Source organism: Cytobacillus sp. NCCP-133, from assembly GCF_026011715.1.
GTDB lineage: Bacteria > Bacillota > Bacilli > Bacillales > Cytobacillaceae > Cytobacillus.
In genome coordinates, this window is record NZ_BRVM01000008.1 from 19,302 (window position 1) to 37,271 (window position 17,970).

At 42.2% G+C, this 17,970-nt stretch carries 20 protein-coding genes; 5 read left to right on the plus strand and 15 right to left on the minus strand.

The genetic code is table 11. The features are described 5' to 3' along the window. Positions 1-278 precede the first annotated feature (278 nt). Positions 279-836 (plus strand): recombinase family protein, encoded by a 558-nt coding sequence (locus NCCP133_RS11000; protein ID WP_264805025.1) that lies wholly within the window; start codon positions 279-281, stop codon positions 834-836. A 466-nt stretch (positions 837-1,302) separates the two neighbouring features. Here the strand turns inward: NCCP133_RS11000 and NCCP133_RS11005 are convergent, their stop codons facing one another. The 6 genes from NCCP133_RS11005 to NCCP133_RS11030 form a co-directional block, all read right to left on the minus strand. Further along, entirely contained in the window at positions 1,303-1,899 is a 597-nt protein-coding gene (locus tag NCCP133_RS11005) for a flavin reductase family protein (protein WP_264805026.1), read from the minus strand. Positions 1,900-1,920: 21 nt separating this feature from the next. Next, entirely contained in the window at positions 1,921-3,168 is a 1,248-nt protein-coding gene (locus NCCP133_RS11010) for an MFS transporter (protein ID WP_264805027.1), read from the minus strand. 24 nt (positions 3,169-3,192) lie between these two features. Further along, positions 3,193-4,701, minus strand: coding sequence for a sodium:solute symporter family protein (locus NCCP133_RS11015; RefSeq protein ID WP_264805028.1), 1,509 nt, complete (start codon positions 4,699-4,701; stop codon positions 3,193-3,195). Next, positions 4,698-4,958: a hypothetical protein gene (locus NCCP133_RS11020; protein WP_264805029.1), complete on the minus strand. Its 261-nt coding sequence runs from the start codon at positions 4,956-4,958 to the stop codon at positions 4,698-4,700. The genes NCCP133_RS11015 and NCCP133_RS11020 overlap by 4 nt, the downstream gene beginning before the upstream one ends. A 199-nt stretch (positions 4,959-5,157) precedes the next feature. Next, positions 5,158-5,400, minus strand: coding sequence for an aconitase family protein (locus NCCP133_RS11025; RefSeq protein WP_331491043.1), 243 nt, complete (start codon positions 5,398-5,400; stop codon positions 5,158-5,160). Positions 5,401-5,536: 136 nt separating this feature from the next. Next, complete coding sequence (locus NCCP133_RS11030) at positions 5,537-6,739, minus strand: CaiB/BaiF CoA transferase family protein (protein WP_264805030.1); 1,203 nt, start codon at positions 6,737-6,739, stop codon at positions 5,537-5,539. Between the two features lie 218 nt (positions 6,740-6,957). Between NCCP133_RS11030 and NCCP133_RS11035 the strand changes: the two genes are divergently transcribed. Both NCCP133_RS11035 and NCCP133_RS11040 read left to right on the plus strand, forming a co-directional pair. Continuing rightward, positions 6,958-7,629, plus strand: a complete 672-nt coding sequence (locus NCCP133_RS11035; protein ID WP_264805031.1) for a GntR family transcriptional regulator — start codon at positions 6,958-6,960, stop codon at positions 7,627-7,629. Beyond that, the gene (locus NCCP133_RS11040; protein WP_264805032.1) at positions 7,626-8,510 is read left to right on the plus strand and encodes a hydroxymethylglutaryl-CoA lyase; all 885 of its coding nucleotides are present in this window, start codon (positions 7,626-7,628) and stop codon (positions 8,508-8,510) included. Before NCCP133_RS11035 ends, NCCP133_RS11040 begins: the two co-directional genes overlap by 4 nt. A gap of 234 nt (positions 8,511-8,744) precedes the next feature. Here the strand turns inward: NCCP133_RS11040 and NCCP133_RS11045 are convergent, their stop codons facing one another. The 5 genes from NCCP133_RS11045 to NCCP133_RS11065 form a co-directional block, all read right to left on the minus strand. Next, entirely contained in the window at positions 8,745-9,701 is a 957-nt protein-coding gene (locus NCCP133_RS11045; RefSeq protein ID WP_264805033.1) for a nuclease-related domain-containing protein, read from the minus strand. 261 nt (positions 9,702-9,962) lie between these two features. Continuing rightward, positions 9,963-11,216 (minus strand): methyl-accepting chemotaxis protein, encoded by a 1,254-nt coding sequence (locus NCCP133_RS11050; RefSeq protein WP_264805034.1) that lies wholly within the window; start codon positions 11,214-11,216, stop codon positions 9,963-9,965. Between the two features lie 197 nt (positions 11,217-11,413). Continuing rightward, positions 11,414-11,650 (minus strand): hypothetical protein, encoded by a 237-nt coding sequence (locus NCCP133_RS11055; protein WP_264805035.1) that lies wholly within the window; start codon positions 11,648-11,650, stop codon positions 11,414-11,416. A gap of 94 nt (positions 11,651-11,744) precedes the next feature. Then, a complete protein-coding gene (locus NCCP133_RS11060) occupies positions 11,745-12,917 on the minus strand; it encodes an MFS transporter (RefSeq protein WP_264805036.1) in 1,173 nt (390 codons plus the stop codon). Between the two features lie 105 nt (positions 12,918-13,022). Beyond that, positions 13,023-13,208, minus strand: a complete 186-nt coding sequence (locus NCCP133_RS11065; protein ID WP_264805037.1) for a hypothetical protein — start codon at positions 13,206-13,208, stop codon at positions 13,023-13,025. Positions 13,209-13,334: 126 nt separating this feature from the next. Between NCCP133_RS11065 and NCCP133_RS11070 the strand changes: the two genes are divergently transcribed. Continuing rightward, positions 13,335-13,499 carry a hypothetical protein gene (locus NCCP133_RS11070; protein WP_264805038.1) on the plus strand — a complete coding sequence of 55 codons (165 nt, stop codon included), beginning with the start codon at positions 13,335-13,337 and terminating at the stop codon, positions 13,497-13,499. A 130-nt stretch (positions 13,500-13,629) separates the two neighbouring features. Then, complete coding sequence (locus NCCP133_RS11075; RefSeq protein WP_264805040.1) at positions 13,630-14,646, plus strand: DUF1646 domain-containing protein; 1,017 nt, start codon at positions 13,630-13,632, stop codon at positions 14,644-14,646. 35 nt (positions 14,647-14,681) lie between these two features. Here NCCP133_RS11075 and NCCP133_RS11080 read toward each other — a convergent pair whose 3' ends face one another. The 4 genes from NCCP133_RS11080 to NCCP133_RS11095 all read right to left on the minus strand — a co-directional run bounded on the left by NCCP133_RS11080 (position 14,682) and on the right by NCCP133_RS11095 (position 17,936). Then, complete coding sequence (locus tag NCCP133_RS11080) at positions 14,682-14,951, minus strand: OsmC family protein (protein WP_264805183.1); 270 nt, start codon at positions 14,949-14,951, stop codon at positions 14,682-14,684. After that, positions 14,952-15,155 carry a hypothetical protein gene (locus NCCP133_RS11085; protein ID WP_264805041.1) on the minus strand — a complete coding sequence of 68 codons (204 nt, stop codon included), beginning with the start codon at positions 15,153-15,155 and terminating at the stop codon, positions 14,952-14,954. 351 nt (positions 15,156-15,506) lie between these two features. Then, positions 15,507-16,646 carry a glycerate kinase gene (locus tag NCCP133_RS11090; protein ID WP_264805185.1) on the minus strand — a complete coding sequence of 380 codons (1,140 nt, stop codon included), beginning with the start codon at positions 16,644-16,646 and terminating at the stop codon, positions 15,507-15,509. Positions 16,647-16,664: 18 nt separating this feature from the next. Continuing rightward, the gene (locus NCCP133_RS11095; RefSeq protein ID WP_264805042.1) at positions 16,665-17,936 is read right to left on the minus strand and encodes a GntP family permease; all 1,272 of its coding nucleotides are present in this window, start codon (positions 17,934-17,936) and stop codon (positions 16,665-16,667) included. Between the last annotated feature and the right edge of the window lie 34 nt (positions 17,937-17,970).

Sequence of the window (17,970 nt, forward strand, 5' to 3'; positions counted from 1 at the left end):
TTCACAATATGTCATTTTTCCAGAATATGGACATATTGATCAGAAAGAAAGTTTAACAAAACCTGTATAAATATTGATGCCTATACAACTTTATTTTCCATTCTTTCCTTCAACTACATTTCATCGTTCAGTTGCTGGTTCTAGGCCTTATAAAAATTTTAAAGTGTTAGAGTCATAACTTCTAAGTTTTGACTCTATATTTAAGATACAGTAAAATCAGGTTATTAGCAGGTGTCATAACTTAGGGTCTTAAATATAGTATAAACGAGGTGATACTGGTGAAATATGGTTATGCAAGAGTGTCCACTTTGAGTCAGGATTTGGAAAATCAAATAAGAACATTAAAAAAGGAAAATTGTGACTTTATTTATTCAGAAAAATTTACTGGAACAAAATCAGATAGGCCAGAATTTAAAAAGCTATTGTCACAATTAAAAAAAGGAGATACTTTAGTCGTTACAAAATTGGACCGTTTTGCAAGGTCAACAGTAGATGGAATCCATACAATTAAAGACTTATTTGAAAGAGGAGTAAAAGTACATATATTGAACATGGGTCTAGTGGAGAATACAGCAACAGGAAGACTTATTTTTAACATTATGAGTGCATTTGCGGAATTTGAACGTGATATGATCGTGGAAAGAACGCAAGAAGGCAAAGCGATAGCTAAATTACGGGAAGATTTTAGGGAAGGGCGACCTAAAAAATACCAAAAGAAACAAATCGAACATGCTCTGTCGCTTCTAAAAAATCACTCTTATAAAGAAGTGGAAGAAAGAACTGGTATTTCGAAAAGTACACTTATAAGAGCAAAGCGCAAGCTAAAGAAAGAGTAAGTCACTTAAACCAATTTAACAAACCACGATATTAAACTCTATTTTACTTTTAATGGAAAAAATCCTGCGGACTAGAGCAGCTACCCTGTCACTAAGCCTTAAAGGGGATTTTATGCTTTGAACATTTTTATTCGCTAGTTTACACAGTTTGCTCGCTAAATTTTAATTTTGTTCGCTGGTTTGCATGGTTTGTTCGCTAAATTTTGACTTTGTTCGTTAGTTTACTCATTTTATTCGCAAAGTTCACATCTGTGGAAAATGTCTTCCAATTAAAAACACCCAGGTTCCCTGGATGCAGCCAACTTCATCTCTTTTTCAAACTCACGGGCCACGTCCAGAATTCTTTCAACGTATTCCTCTGGACCAACTACACCGACATATGATCACCTTTTAAATCTTTCTTTGTAAATAGGATAGCATAAAATGAAGAAAGTGCCGAACATCATGAGTTCGGCACTTCCTTTTCTTATCTTGGCAATTTGAAGAATTCCCTGCTTTCACTGTAGTTGCCTGCCAATCTGCCCAGCGGCTGCAGCTTTTCCAGATTGACTTTATAGTTTCCAAGATAATATTCGTCTTCAATGTGATAATGGACCATACGGCCAATAATAAGATGGTCACTGCCCAGCTGTAAAATTTGTTCCAGCTTGCATTCCATATGAATCGGGGCTTCCTTTACCCTTTTAGGCGAAACCAAATGGCTTTCTGCAGGTGTAAGACCTGCTGCTTCAAATTCGTTCGTATCACTTGGGAGGTTTTCAGCACTTTTTTGCATTTGATTCCCAAGCGGCGTCGGAACTACATTGATGACAAACTCTTTTTGTGAACGGATATTAACTAATGTATCTTTTTCGGTTCCTTCCCGTTCACCTGCGCCTGGCCCAATGGATATGCAAAGCATGGGCGGGTTTCTTGAAGCAACGGTAAAAAAACTGAATGGCGCAAGATTCGGCTCGGCATCCTCCGATACGGTGGATACCCAGGCAATGGGCCTTGGCACAACCGATCCGGTCAATAATTTATACACTTCTTTTTCGCCGAGTTCTGAGGGGTTAAATTCCACTTTAAAAACTCCTTCCTAACACTAAATGACATCGTTTCTTTTCTTATTTAGAATCGTTAAGATTGTTAGCAGGGTAAACACGATTATCATCATACCTGTGATCAAAAGCCATCCAGACGAAAAATTCCCGGTCTGATCGACGATAAGCCCGAACAGTGGAGGGATAATGATCGCACCTGCCGAACCAAGCGTAATACTTATCCCGCTAGAAATGCCTGCTTTTTCTTTTGGCACCAATTCGCTTGCAAGATTCATCCAGATTCCATTAAATCCTGAAGCGGCAAATCCAAACAGTGCGACGATCGGTACCATTGCCCAAAAGGAGGCTGAGTGAATCAAGGCAACCGTTCCACTTGCTAGGGCTGTTATAATCGTAATAATCATTAGGATAATCACACGCTTGCCATTAAACAGCCGGTCGCTGATGACTCCCCAGGCAACCCTTCCGGTTGAGCCGCATAATTCTGATACGACAAGAAGTATGCCGGATAAAAAGATTGAGATATTCAGCTGTTCATATGCAAATAATACGATATACGTATTTAAGCACATTTGGGTGCCATTTAATCCAAAAGCGCTAAAGCTGACCAACATCAATGCTTTATTTTTTAGCATTTTAAACATTGATTTATAAAATTGGATAATGCTTGTGCTGCTTCCTTTCTGCTGTTCCAATTCCGGAGGGTCCCTGTAAAAATGATAAGAAATAAATCCTCCTGCTATCAATAGCAAACAAGCGATCAGCAGCACGGACCTCCACCCAAAGGTGACACTAAGAGGCAGCAGGATCAAGCTTGCAAGAGCAGATCCTGCTGTGATTCCCGTTTGCTTTATCCCCATCGCTGTTCCTCTCTGCTTGAGCGGAAACCAATAAATAATTCCTCTGTTTGTGATCGGGTGCATGGATCCATACCCGAGCCCTCCAATAATGATCAATAAAAGAACCAGCCAAAATTGATGAAGCAAAGTCATGAGCAGGAAGCCCAACCCCATAAAAGCAGAAGCCAGAACCAATAGTTTACGGGATCCTGCTATGTCAGTCAGAAAACCGGCCGGCACTGAAACAATCGCCTGCCCTAAAAAGAGTGCCGCCGGGAGCATGCCAATCTGCGACTTAGTCAGGGAAAGATCTTCCCCAATTAAAACGCCCAGCGGTCCTATACTTCGTCCAATGAACGCTACCATCAGCTGTGCGAGCAATAGAAATAACAGCATTCTCCATGGATCAGCCAGAGACACAGGATATTTTTTTACCATTAAATTGCTCATATTTATTCAACTCTTTTTCGGCTTTTATGCCTTCAAATTTAATGCATTTAAATCTTCCTCTAGAACTTCATTCTTTGAAACTGTGCTTGTTAATAATGTGCCGCCAATACAAATTAGGAAGTTTAGGCCTAATCCAATGACTCCTCCATGAATGCCAAAGACTGTTTTGTATCCTGTAATGGTTAAAATTCCTGCCAATAAGGCACCCGCCAGCATTCCCCAGAAAACAGCTTTCCCGTTTAAACGCTTCCAATATAATCCAAGTACAAATGCAGGGAATACCTGGACAAGTAATTCAAATTTTAACACAAAGATTTCATAAAGGGTTCCAGGAGGGTTCCATGCAATCCAAAGCAAAAGGATGATGGCAATAATGCCGCCCACTTTTCCGACCATTACCTTTTTATGTTCAGTTGCACCTGGATTGATGAATTTTCCGTATACATCATTTGATAACAAGGATGAGAAGCTAAGCAAAACAGAGTCTGCCGTTGAAATGATCGCTGCCACAATGCCGCCAAAGAAGATAATCATCACCCAGTAATAAATAGGGTGAATAGCTGCAATCTCATTAGCCATCATACCGACCAGCTGTTCAGACCCGGTTTTATCTAATCCAGGGAAAAGCATAATTCCAATGATCCCGACAAGGAATACAAGGCCTGTCGTAATTGGGGGCATCCATGCCATGCGCGAAAATGATTTTTTCAGCGTTTTCTCACTTTTAGCTGAATAAATTCTTTGTACAGCATGCGGATAAATACTTGCCCCCATCCCTACAAGAAGCAGCATGCTAAACCAGTTAATATTCACTTCCATTGCAGGAACTGCTGTTTTGGCCGGTTCCATTTCAGCAATATAGCGTGTGACATCTCCTATGCTTCCACCTACTAGATAAAGGCCGCCGATCAGGAATACAATAATTCCAATCATAAGGACGATGCCCTGCATGACATCAGTAAAGGCTACAGCCTTCATGCCGCCCATCCATTCATAAGCTAGCATGACAATGACAAAAACAATAACAGCAATTTGGTAAGGAATGGTTCCGCCCGTCATACCGGAAACAGCCTGGCCAATGGCGACGAGCTGTTCAAGCAAATAGTTGCCAAGACCCCATAGCATGAGAAAAATACTTAATAGAGTAATCGATTTAGAGTTAAAACGATGCTGAATCCAGTCTGTTGGCGTTACAAAGTTTCTCTTTTTGGCAATGACATAAAGCCTTGGTGCAAATAATAAGTAAACACCAATAATAATCGTCATAAAGGATATGGACTGCAGCCAGGAAAACCCTGTCCGATAGGCAGTTGGTGCATACCCTACAACCGTATTTCCGCTATATTGTGTTGCATAAAGGGTGAAAAATAGTGCAATAAAGCCAAGGTTTCTTCCAGCAAGATAGTAGCCTGAGAGACTTTCATGGATATTTTTCTCTCCTCTGCCTGAAAGGTAACCAATCAATAGCATGATGATTGCAAAGGCAGATAAAATGATGATCCCATCAGTGCCTGCAAAAGCTAACTCATTCATCGCTTATCCCCCTTTGCGTTTTCAGATTCTTCCTGATCCTCAACGATGTTCCATTCGTTCACACAAAGCCAGCTTAAATATCCACACAAGATAATTGTAAAAACGGTTGAGATAAATGCCCATAACGGAAATCCGAGAATGTATGGCTCTGTAGCCGATGCCGGAAAATACCATGGAACAATTCCCAAAGTGATCAGTGCGAGGAGAATCCAAATCCACTTTTTTTGGATCGGTTCCCTGACTTGCCCATTTTTCATTTTGCTGCCTCCCTATTTTTAAATTAAGCTTTAAGCTTATAAAAAATTTTGTGTGCGGATTCAAAGGAGTCTATTTTTTCGGATGCAAGAAGGGTTGAACCAATTTCACCAAGACCCTTCAGCAGCTAATCTTTCCGGTAACCCTCTATCTCGAAATCAGCTGAGCTGGGAACCAGAAACGACTAGTGCTTCAACCTGGTCAGCGACCTTGTAACCGTTTTGCGATGTTCGCCGCTATGCGGAGATCTTCAATCCGGCTGTTCGTACAAGAGCCGATAAAGACTTTATTTACTTCGATTTCTGTTATCGGCGTACCGGGCTCCAAACCCATGTACTGAAGTGCTTTTTTGGCTGCCTTAACTTGATCAGCAGGAAGTTTTTTGAATGATGGGATTGTGTCTTCAATTCCTGCAACCTGGCCCGGATTTGTTCCCCATGTCACCTGAGGGATGATTTCAGAAGCATCAAAATCAATAGACCGATCAAACTCAGCATCTTTTGTCCGTATAGTACTTCTTCCATTCAGTCAAAGTTATCCCCTATTTTTTCGTATAATGTTTGACCCATTGAAAGCTCACCTAAATGATATGATTCTTCTGCAATTCTTCTAACCTATCTTCACTAAAGCCAAGGAGTCCGGAATAAATCTCATGATTATGCTTGCCCATTAACTCAGGGCCAGCATGCTTCACTTCACCCGGTGTCCTGCTTAGTTTAGGTACGATTCCAGGCATCGGGAACTCGCCCAGCTGCGGGTGGTCCACTTTAACGATCATGTCACGTTCCTGATAATGAGGATCTTCAAGTATATCTTTAGCAGAATAAATGAGTCCGGACGGTACCCCCTTTTCTTCTAGAATGCTAAGCGCTTCTTTTGCCGGAAGTGTCTTCGTCCACTCTTCAATCATGGAATCAAGCAGTTTCATGTTCTCCCCTCTGGCATAGTGAGTTGAAAACCTCGGGTCATCGGCCAATTCCGGCTGCTCCATTGCCTCGCATAGTCTGCGGAATACTCCATCTGCATTCGCCCCGATTACGATGTACGTTTTATCCTGTGTGAAATAAATATTGGATGGAGCCACCCCCGGCAGGATATTCCCCATCCGTTCCCTTATGTAGCCTGCTAGGAGGTAATCCGGAATAATGCTTTCCATCACAGAGAAAACAGATTCATAAAGTGCTGTATCGACCACCTGTCCCTTTCCTGAGCGTTCTCTTTCATGTAGGGCAACGAGGCAGCCAATCGTGGCAAAAAGGGCAGCCAGTGTATCTCCGATGGATACGCCAATTCTAGATGGCGGCCGATCAGGGAAACCGGTTACATTTCTGAGCCCTCCCATTGCTTCACCCACACTTCCAAAGCCCGCACGATGCTTATAAGGGCCCGTCTGTCCATAGCCTGAAGTACGGACCATAATAATTTTGGGATTAATTTCGGATAGTGTTTCATAGGAAAGATTCCATTTTTCCATCGTTCCCGGGCGGAAGTTCTCAATGACAACATCTGCTTCTTTAACAAGCTCTCTTAGAACTTGCTGTCCTTCTTCCTCCCTAAGATTTAATGTGATCGATTTCTTATTGCGTGATTGAATCGGCCACCAAAGTCCGACTCCATCCTTTGATTTTCCCCAGTTCCTCATTGGGTCTGATTTACCCGGAGGCTCAACCTTTATAATTTCCGCTCCGAAGTCTCCGAGGAGACGTCCTGAAAATGGTCCTGCTAAAAGAGTGCCAAGTTCAATGACTCTGATATCTTCCAAGGGAAGCTGTTTTTCAGTCATGTTTCTACCTCCTGTGTTTTCTGGATTGTTAAATGAAATTTAAATTTTCCCAATCTTGTATACAAATTTAAGGGTTTGTATACAAGAAGTCAATCATAATTTTATAATTTTTCTGAAATTTGTGAGCGATGCGCTTAAAATTAGGGTTTCTTTAAAATTTTCAGAATGTTTATTGTAATGAAAATCTCTTTTGTATACAATGATATCGAGGTGTTGGTATGGATGCATACGAATTTATCAAAGATGCCATTATTGAGGGGAAATTTGTCCCAGGGATGCGGCTTGCAGAAGAGTCTTTGGCTAAAGAAATGAATCTTAGCCGCACTCCGATTCGAGAAGCAATTAAACAGCTTGAAGCAGAAGGTCTTGTGATCCCCTTGAAACGCGGTGTAAGTGTCAGGCACTTTACAAAAGAAGATATCAGGCAAATTTATGATTTGCGCACACTTTTAGAGGGATATGCAGCCAGCCAGGCAGCAATTCATCGTACCGTAGACGACTTGCTGAAAATGGAAGAAGCAAATGTTTTTTACGAAGAAGCGATTAGCCGCTATGTAGAATCGGATATGGATCGCCTTAAAGATATGGTTGAAGTCAACCAGAAGTTCCATGAAGCCATCGTTGCTGCTTCGAATAATGAGCATATTCATTTTCATATTTCCAAGGTCGTTGTCGTTCCAATCGTGTTTCGATCCTTTTATTGGTATAACAGTTTTCAGCTAAATCAATCCCTTCAGGTACATAAAACGATTTTGGAAGCAATCAAAAACCGTGAACCCGAACGGGCCCGAATAGCGATGCATGAACATATTTACCAGGGCCGTGATCATGTGCTGAAACATTTGGAGCAAATTAAAAATATCCATTTGCTAAAGGAGGAAGTAAAATGATCGAAATCTGCGAAGTGGGTCCAAGAGATGGCCTGCAAAATGAGGGCAAAATTGTCCCGTCAGAAACAAAAGTTGAACTGATTACCAGGTTAATGGATGCCGGCATACGGAATATAGAAGCTGTCTCATTTGTAAATCCAAAAGTTGTTCCACCGATGGCTGATGCAGAAGAAGTTTTGAAATCGCTTCCGAAAAGAGAGAATGTCCGGTACGGCGGATTGGTTTTAAGCCGGTCTGGACTTGAACGCGCCCTTAAGACAGATGTGGGTTTTCTTCATATCGTAACGGCAACTAGTGATTCCTTCAATTTACGGAATGCCAAACGCACGGTTGAACAGGCTGTTGGCGAGCTTTCTCTGGTGATTAAGGAAGGAGCTGCATCTGGCAAGGGTGTAGCTGGAGTGTTGGGAACGGCATTTGGCTGCCCTTTTGAAGGCGAAGTTCCACTAGAAAATGTCTTGAAAGCTGCAGAGAAGTTTTTGGAAGCTGGCTGTACGGAAATTACACTTGCTGATACAACGGGAATGGCGAATCCAATCCAGGTTCAAAAGGTGGTAAATTCATTTTTTGATATTTTTGGAAAGGATCTTACATTAGGACTTCACTTTCATAATACGCGCGGATTGGGATTAGCTAATGTATTAGCCGGTTATCAGGCTGGTGTGAGACGGTTTGACTCTTCGATCGCGGGACTTGGCGGCTGTCCGTTTGCCCCGAAAGCCGTCGGCAACGTTTGTACCGAAGATATGATTAATATGTTCCATGGAATGGGTGAAGAAACCGGTGCAGATCTTCCATCTGTATTGGAAACCGCCAAATGGATGGAAACGGTGATGGAACGTCCCCTGGATGGGATGCTGATGAAGGCGGGAATTGCATAAATAATGAGGGGAAAAGCCATCTTTTGGAATGGCTTTTTTTGATTTTGTTCGATTTATGATAGATTTGCTCTTATTTAATAGTGTGGAAAGGCGAATTTTGAGAGCTGTTAGATTTTATTCGCTAGTTTACATGATTTGTTCGCTAAATTTAAATTTTATTCGCTAGTTTTACTGGTTTCTTCGCTAATTTTTATATTTATTCGCTAAGTTCACAATTCTGGAAAATTATCCAAATTACTTTTTCTTTTTATACGTTCTGTTTTTCTTTTCACCTCCCACCTCAAGGTTCATTGCGGAAAGTAACTTGTATGCGGTATGAACGGATGTAATGTGTGTGAAGTTCCGAAATTCTTCGTTCGAAATTGCAGGTTTAATAAGCAGAAAGTAATCTTCAACTGCTTGATAATGGGCTGTTGCAGATTTTCCTTTGCATGCGGGACAGTGCCATTTTCCCCAGTGGAAAATCACAGGGAGTGTGGCACAATGGGGACAGTGCACACCAGTTAGAAGGGTATCCAGGTTAATTTTAAAAAAGTTTAAAATATCCACTTCATGCGGTACATGGTTTTTTAATAATGTTCTGTTTAATCTTTTTATCTCTTTGTCTTGTATGCAAACCAGTTTGTGGGTTTCATCAATTAAGGAAATTTTATTGAGTAATCGGTGGGCGTGGATGACTTTAGTTGAGATTTGTTTATTTGGAGATTTAATGATGGTGGATGGACTGCTGAGCACAACTGCATATTCAATGGGGATTTGGGGGAATCCATTTGATTGTATCCATTTTTTCAATTGCCGGCTCTGATGTTCAGCTTGAGAAATGGGGTCTTGAAAAGCTTCCTCTTTATCATTATGGATTCGAATTAGCTGGTGAAATTCCGGCTCAAACATAATAGTCCCATTCCAATTTTTTACTTCAAGAAGGATGGCAAATCTTTTCGTGAGTAAAAGCGTATCTATTTGAAAAAATTGATTGCCGCTCGAAAGCCGGAGCCCATGATAGATTCTATACTCTTTTTCATTTAAAAAACTTAAATCGTAATCCAGTTTCTGCTCTCCTCTAAATCCCGCATTCCGTTTTCGCAGCTCAGACCATACTTTCTCTCTCCCCTCCAGCATTTTTGGCATTCGCCTTAATAAAGCTGTTAGCTGTAAATTGATTTCAGGCATCATTCTTTCTTTTTCAATCAAATCAATCCACTCCTTTCAATTTACTAATTTTAAAAAAATACGAAAATACCTTCTGTCGAAGTATTATATAGGATGGATAGTTTTCTTGCAGGGTCGCAGGGGTTTATTAGCAGTGAAAGCGGACGGTCCCCTATCTCTCAGGAATAAAAAGGATAGAACTCAATAAGAGATAAAATGATCATCAATCATCATTTGGACGAAAATATTCTATCTGCAAAATAAACAAATAAAAGAGTTTAGGCAATCCTAAACCCTTTTCTATTATAATTTAAACTTTTTCATTAATCCCTTTAAATCCTCTGCCATTGTGGTCAGATGGTCTGCAGAAGTGGAGATCTCTTCCATCGAAGCAGCCTGTTCTTCTGTTGAGGCAAGCACACTTTGTGTGGCCATGGCAGATTCCTTCGCAACATGCGAGATTTCGTCCATTGATTGGACCATTTGCTGGGAACCTGCTGACATTTGCTGAATGGCAGTTGCCACTTCTGCCATTTGATCGGTTACGCTGCTGATGGATTGCTGAATCTGGTTGAAGGAATCACCTGCATTCTTCATGATATCCATGCCTTCCGTTACTTCATAGTTTACGGTTTCCATGGTTTGAACGACTTGATTGGTTTCCTCTTGAATTTTAGAAATCAATTGGCTGATTTGCAAAGTCGATACAGCGGATTTTTCAGCCAGGCTGCGTACTTCATTGGCAACCACGGCAAAGCCCTTTCCCTGTTCGCCAGCACGCGCTGCTTCAATGGCAGCATTTAAAGCCAGCAAATTCGTTTGGGCTGCAATTCCTGTAATGACTTCAATAATTTTTCCGATTTCCTGTGAACGCTGACCCAATCCTTTTACAACTTTAGACAAATCTTGTACATTTACATGAATGGAGTTCATTTGGCATCCTGCTGTAGAGATGGATTCAAAACCGTGGTTCGCTTTTTCGAGCGAATCATGTATTTGTTCTGTCACTTGCCCGGAGTTTGCTGCAACTTGTCCCAGGCTGTCAGACATCTGCATGATCACATCGGACACTGTGCTGACGCCTTTCACCTGATGATCTGCACCTGCAGCCACTTCCTCAATGACTTCAGCGATATGACTCGTTGCCATATTCGTCTGCTGGGCGCCTGTTGAAAGCTGCTGGGCAAAAAGGGTAACCTCATTTGAAGCATTCACCACTTTATTAATGACTTCCTGCCAAGTCGCTGATGTATAATTAAGAGCTGCCGCAATCGATCCCAACTGCCCAACGGATTTTTCATCAAGCCTGCAGGATATATTTCCATCTGCCAGTTCATCCAAATGTATATTGATTTTTGCAATTGGTGCGATAAATCTCCGGTAATTGATAATCGAAGAAAGAATGCCGACCAGCGTACCCAGGGCCATAACACTGATGATTGTCACCCAAAAGGCCATCCCCTGCAGATTGTTTCCGAAAACAACTCCAAGCCCAATCAATAGGACACTTGGAATAACCACAATCAATGTGCGAAACATGTAACTAAATTGACTCATTATGTAAACCCCTTTAATTTTGTATCTTATTTTAAAATACTATTTTACCAAATTGCTCCTCTCTTACTTGGTTTTTCCGTATGTAATATTGATTATAGTAGATTAGAGGAAAATATTTCAATATATATATCGGTCATTTTTATAATTGTTTAAATTGTTTGTAAATAAAAACAACCTTCCTATGTAAAGATCGGAGTTTATTTAAAAAGGGGTAAATCGCCAAAGAGGATGAGTTCCGGTAAGAGAGGGAATAAAAATAATCCTGCAACGATAAAAAAATCAGTTGTTAGGCCGATTTTTTTATCTTGGAGCTTAAAACGCTTTTCCGCTTTCTGAACAATATAGATGTTCATACCAGCAAAACAGGCCATTCCTGTGCTTCTATTAAAAAGGAAAAAGAGATAGTTTCCAGAAAATACAGCCAGGAATACCATGAAAATTATCGAAAACCTCATCTTCTCCCTCCTTTTTAATCAAATTTATTTTAGCATCAATACATTTTTTGGTAAATAAAGCTTGGCACTGATTTTATTTCTCATATCTTTCAGAAGCCTTAAAGCTTCTTACCTTTTTCGCCATCGAAAGGGCAGCAGTTCCAAGTGCGATGACGATAAAAACACTCCCGGCTGCCGCATTCAGCTCCACAGATGTCGATTCAATCATAATTCCGCCGATCATGGAGCCAAATGCCATCCCCATGTGAACCGCAGAATTGTTCAAGGTTTGCTGGATGTCCGATGTCTCGGGAGTTACTTCAATTAAATAGCTGTGAATAGCCGGCGTAATGGCCCAGCTCAGCATACTCCAAATGACGACGGCCGCCAGGAAGACCGGCAATGAAAAAGCAGCAAAAGGCAAGGAGAAAAGGGTGATGCCGAACATGGAGGTCAATGTTAAGATAACCGGTTTTGCACCAAAGCGATCTGCAAGCAAGCCGCCGATCCCGCCTCCAATGACGGCTGCAATTCCGAAAATAAGATAAACCATGCTGACCCAGTTGCCATCCAGCCCCAAATTCATTTTTAAAAAAGGCGTTAAATACCCATAAAACGTTAAGTGGCCTGCCATCAAGAGGAAAGACGTCATTTGTGTAAGTGCTATTTTTCTGCTTTTCAGCGTTCTGAGCTGTACGCCAATGGGTACAGCAGGTTTTGGCGCCACTTTTCCCATAAAGAAGTATACGCCTGCCATCGATAGAACAGTTAGTGCTGATATAAGCACAAATGGCGCTCGCCAGCCAAACGAATTTCCAAGCATCAGCCCGATTGGCACCCCTAATACAAGGGATGCACTGATGCCCATGAACACAATCCCGATAGCACGTGCCCGGTATTGTTCGGCTACGATATAAGAAGCCATCGTCATACATAAGGCAATTAGCAATGACCCGCTTGTTGCTGCCAGAATGCGTCCGACTAATAGCACACTGTAAAAAGGACTAAAGACAGCAACAACATTCCCGGCTAAGAAGACAACCAATGAAATCATCATTAAACGGCTGCGCTCCATTTTTACAGTTAAAGTAAGAAGGATCGGTGCTGCCAGCGCAAATGCCAGCGAAAACACAGTGATCAAGAGGCCCGTCTGCCCCAGGGTGACTCCAAGATCATCTGCAACAAGATCCAGCAGTCCTCCTATAATAAGTTCCACCATTCCGACAACAAACGATATGATCGCGAGTAAATAGATGCGTTTATCCAAGTTGAACTTCCTCTCTCGTTTTCTATTTATCAAGTTTCTAAGTTGAATTTTTAATAAAATTACATCTTAACATACGGAGAGGGATAAGCTCAAAGGATTGAATAGTCAATAAATAGCAGGAAAGTCTGCATGAATAGTTTCTCCAGTTTCTTTCATTTTGATCGCCCGGCCAATCAAATAGTTTTCCTTTCCTCTTTCAAGAATTACCTTCTTTATTTGGTCTTCAAATGCAGCAGATGCATCACTAAAGTCTCCCGTCCTTTTATTTTCTCTAATATGTATCATTATCATGATAAAATCGCTTGTTTTGGGAAAGCTATCATTATCTCCCTTCTGCCACTTCCAAAAATTACATGTTTGAATATAAGTAATATACAGGAATTAATATAACAAATATTAAAAAAGGAGTTGATAACATTGTTGGATAATCAAGCAAAAAAAGATCGCAGGCAATCAACCCCTTTATCTCCTGTGATGGACGAAACACATAATGCCGGGACAACTCCTAACGATACGAATGCCCTTGAAGGCCTTGAACCGGAATTTGACCTAACTGGAACAGTGTTAAATGATTATAGCTGAATTTTATCCATAGGATTCCCTGCTCTATTAAGTGCAGGGATTTTTTTATGTAAAGTTTGTCCCAACACCTGCATACCATTGTAGTATTCCTGGTGTCTAACTTGGAAAATAACCAAATGGAGAAGGATGTATGATTACTGGTTTGCTGGTTATTTTCATGATTGTCCTTTTGTTACCGTTTTTTTCTGGGTATGCGGAAAAGAATCTGGAGATGTTTCTGTTTATCATGGGACTTTCCGCAGCTTTAACGAGCGGTGTGCTGGATAGCAGGCTTTTTTTGAAAGCTGCGAATGATCCTGTTAAGATTACGCTTGCAGTATTTGTAGCGGGTCTGCTTTTTAAATGGTTTCAAACTAGTCTGGAAAGAAGCATTTTAACAATGAGCCGAAGTATGCCATTTCGCTTCTTTGCAGCCCTAGTGGTTATTTTTCTTGGCCTGATCTCAAGTATCATTACAGCCATTATTGCAGCGTTGGTATTGGTGCTGATTGTCAGTTCCCTGCGGCTTGAACGGAACTCGGAGATTTTTCTGACTGTGCTTGCCTGCTTTTCCATTGGCCTTGGAGCAGCTTTAACACCGATTGGCGAGCCTCTTTCAACCATAGCGATCAGTAAACTGGATGAAGAATTCTTCTTCTTGGTTGAATTAGTCGGACCACAGATAGGGATTGCCCTGCTGTGTTTCGGTATATTAGCTGCCCTTTTTGTAAAACCGCCTGTTTCCGGTAAAGCTTCTTTCAGTAAAAAGCCAGCTAGTGAAAGCTATGAAGAAATCCTTGTAAGAGCGCTGAAGATTTATTTTTTTGTCATGGGACTGACCTTGCTTGGGGCCGGATTTGAACCATTAATCAATCGTTTCTTAATTGGTTTGAATCCGCTGCTGCTCTATTGGATTAATATGATTTCCGCTGTTTTGGATAATGCCACACTGGCTGCTGCCGAAATTAGCCCTTCAATGAATCATTTTACCTTGCAGTCGATTCTGCTTGGCCTGCTGATCAGCGGCGGAATGCTGATTCCGGGCAACATTCCAAATATCATTGCTGCCGGAAAGCTGCAGATTACGAGCAAAGAATGGGCAAAGGTCGGTGTGCCTGCTGCTTTGTACACAATGATCGTCTATTTCTTGGTGTTATTGGCAGGATAGACAAAAAAGGACTGCAATCAGTCCTTTTTTATTTTTTATTCCTCCGTAATGTTCCATGTATTTTCAAGCTGTATGGCTCCTTTAAGAGTTTGAGCAACAGGACATGCTTTTTCAAATACATTCAATGCTCGTTCTGCAGCATCTCTAGTGCCTTTTGGAATCAGCAAGGTGAAATGTGTCCGGATGACTGTAATTTTCAAAACGCCCTCCGGTGCTTCAATGACACCTTGGACGTTAGCGCGCAGTTTCTCGCGGGTAATGGGTATTTGACGCGCCTCCAGCGCGCCTGCAAGGGTTCCAACCAGTCAGCCGCCTGCTGCCGCAACAATATGGTCCAGTGTAGACGGATATTCCACTTCAGGTTCGACGCCATAGAATTGCTTGACTCCGCCGTGAACGCCGAAAAAAACCGGCTGCTGAAATCCGCTTATGTAGGCGCTTTTTACCTTATTTGCCGTGTCTTCAGGATAAATGGTCATCTTCGTTAATTCAATCGGGTCCTTTGGCATCAGCTCTGCCTCCTTATATAAATCTCACTTGATTTAAAGATAGTCGGTATTACTTTTACCTTCTTAACCGCTTATCAAACTCATTATGCAGAACTTTTTGAACAGGGTCATTGACTGCCTTTGTATACATAACAAAATTATTGTATCTCTAAAACAACTTTGATTAGAACTTGATTTGGCTTTATTTTTGGCACGTCCGTTTCGATCATTTTTAATACATCTGGTTTTCCATATTCGGTTATGACAATAGCTTTTATTTTCTTGCCCTCCCGTGAAGATTACATATTCGGTTTTAAAAGAGGATAAGCCTTTTTTTGTAAAAAAAAGAAGCCGCATTACACAGCTTACAAACTAAATTTTTTGAGCTATTTTCATTGAGGCAGCAATGTTTCTTGCTGTCCTTTCCATATAAATTGCAGCTTGCTCAATGGCTTGGGGCAGGGTGATAGTGCCAGGGACAATGCTGAAGAGGGCATCAATTCCATGTTCATGCACAACATGACAATCATCCGATAACGACCCAGCAAGGCCGATAACGGATACGCCGTATTTTTTAGCAGCTTTGGCGACACCGATAGGCGTTTTGCCGTAAATCGTTTGGCTGTCGATCTGTCCTTCGCCAGTGATGACGAGATCTGCATCTTTTACTTCTGTTTCAAAATCTACTGCACTCAGGACGATATCGATTCCTCTTTTCAAGTCAGCGTTCAAAAATGCGAGCAGGCTGCCGCCGATTCCCCCAGCTGCACCCGCACCTTCAATATTGCGATACGGCTTCCCGATAGCAGCTTCAGCCACATCCGCAAAGTGCGCCAGGTTTTGGTCCAGGATTTTCACCATTTCAGGACTCGCCCCTTTTTGCGGTCCAAAAATGGCCGATGCACCTCTTGGGCCCGTTAAAGGGTTATCTACATCACACGCAACTTCAATATGAACATTTTTTAAGCGGGGATCCAAGCCGGATAAATCCACGGATGCCAGCTGTGAAAGAGATCCTCCTCCAGGTCCGATATCCTTTCCTTTTTCATCAAGCAGCTTTCCGCCCAATGCCTGAACCATGCCGGCTCCTCCATCATTTGTGGCGCTTCCGCCTAAACCGATTATGAGGTGTTCCACACCTAAGTCCAAAGCGGCAGCGATTAAGTCCCCTGTCCCTCTAGTGGAAGTGATCATCGGATTTCTTTTCTCAGCGGGGACCAGATGCAGCCCGGAAGCAGCTGCCATCTCAATTACAGCCGTTTGCCCATCCCCCATCAAACCAAAGAATGCTTGAACGGGTTCTCCCAGCGGCCCTGTGACCGTCCGTTCTTCAATAGTACCGTTTGTTGCTTCGACGAGCGATTGAACCGTCCCTTCTCCGCCGTCAGCCATCGGCATTTTCCTGTATTCTGCAGATGGAAAAATGGATTTAAAGCCTTTTTCGATCGCATTCGCTGCCTCCAGAGCCGACAAACTTTCTTTAAACGAGTCAGGCGCAATAACAATTTTCATCATGATACCTCTCCCTTCCTAAGATCCAAAAAGCTTAAAGACTCCGAATACAAGAGTAGATATGACGGCGAGCGTTAAACCGACAAGAGATTCATATGGCATAACCTTCAAGCGTTCCTTGATATCCATATGGACGCTTCCTGCAGTAGCATGAAAGAAGCTTCCGTGCGGCAAATGGTCAAGTACGGTAGCACCCGCATGAATCATGGCAGCTCCAGCCAAGGCTGAAACACCCAGCCCTAAAATAGTGCTTCCGAAAACCCCGCTCGCTACTGCAGTACCTGCCGTTGTGGATGCCGTTGCTGCAGACATGAAAATACCGGACACTGGCGCCAGCAGATAAGCAGGAAGTCCAGAAGAACTTAAAGAATTTATGATGACATCTTTTAAAGCCGAATTGGCAATGATGCCGGCCAATGTACCCGTTCCTAAAAGCATGATGGCTACCCCGGACATTTTGGTTAATCCAGAAATAGCGTAATCGTTGATTTTTTTCGTCTTTTTCATGGCGATGGCGCCGATGATCCCACCGGCTGGCAAAGCAATCATTGGATCAATGCTGATATCAAATAAGGGCCGAAGCGCTAATAAAATAATCGTAACAAGTGGTGCAATCATGGCTGTGAAAAACAGCGGAAGTTTTGTATCCTCGTTCACTTCCACATCACCCGCTGATACAGCTGAACCTTTATGTACCAGCTTCTTGGCAATGAAATATGTAACAGCCATTCCACCTATAGCCGGAATGATCCCTGCTGCCATAACAGATGTAAGCGGAACCCCAAATGCATCAGATGCAGCAATGGCATTTGGGTTAGGCGACATGATGTTCCCTGCTTTTCCTCCCCCAATCATCGCGAGCAAAATGGCCGTTTTGGACAATTTCGCTCTTTTCGCAATCGCTAAAGCAATGGGTGAGACGGTAATAACGGCCACATCCACAAAGACGCCTACTGTCGTAAGAATCATTGTGGCAACCGCCAATGCGAGGAGTGCACGGGTTTCCCCGAATTTTTTTACGATCGTTTCAGCAATCGAAGAAGCAGCACCCGATTCAATCAGAACGCCGGCCAAAATACCCGCAGCCAAAATTCTCAGGACAGCCGGAATAATTCCTTTCGCACCTTCCATCATTAAGTTCACTGTGCTGGTAATGTCTACTCCCCCAATTAGACCTCCAGCTAATGCACCTGCAACCATCCCATAGGCTGGCGGCACTTTTTTTAAGATTAAGAGAATAGCAATAACAAGGGCGCTGATTGCCCCTAAAGCGCTTACAGTTACCTCCATATAAAAACCTCCCTAGATGCTTGTATCACTAGTT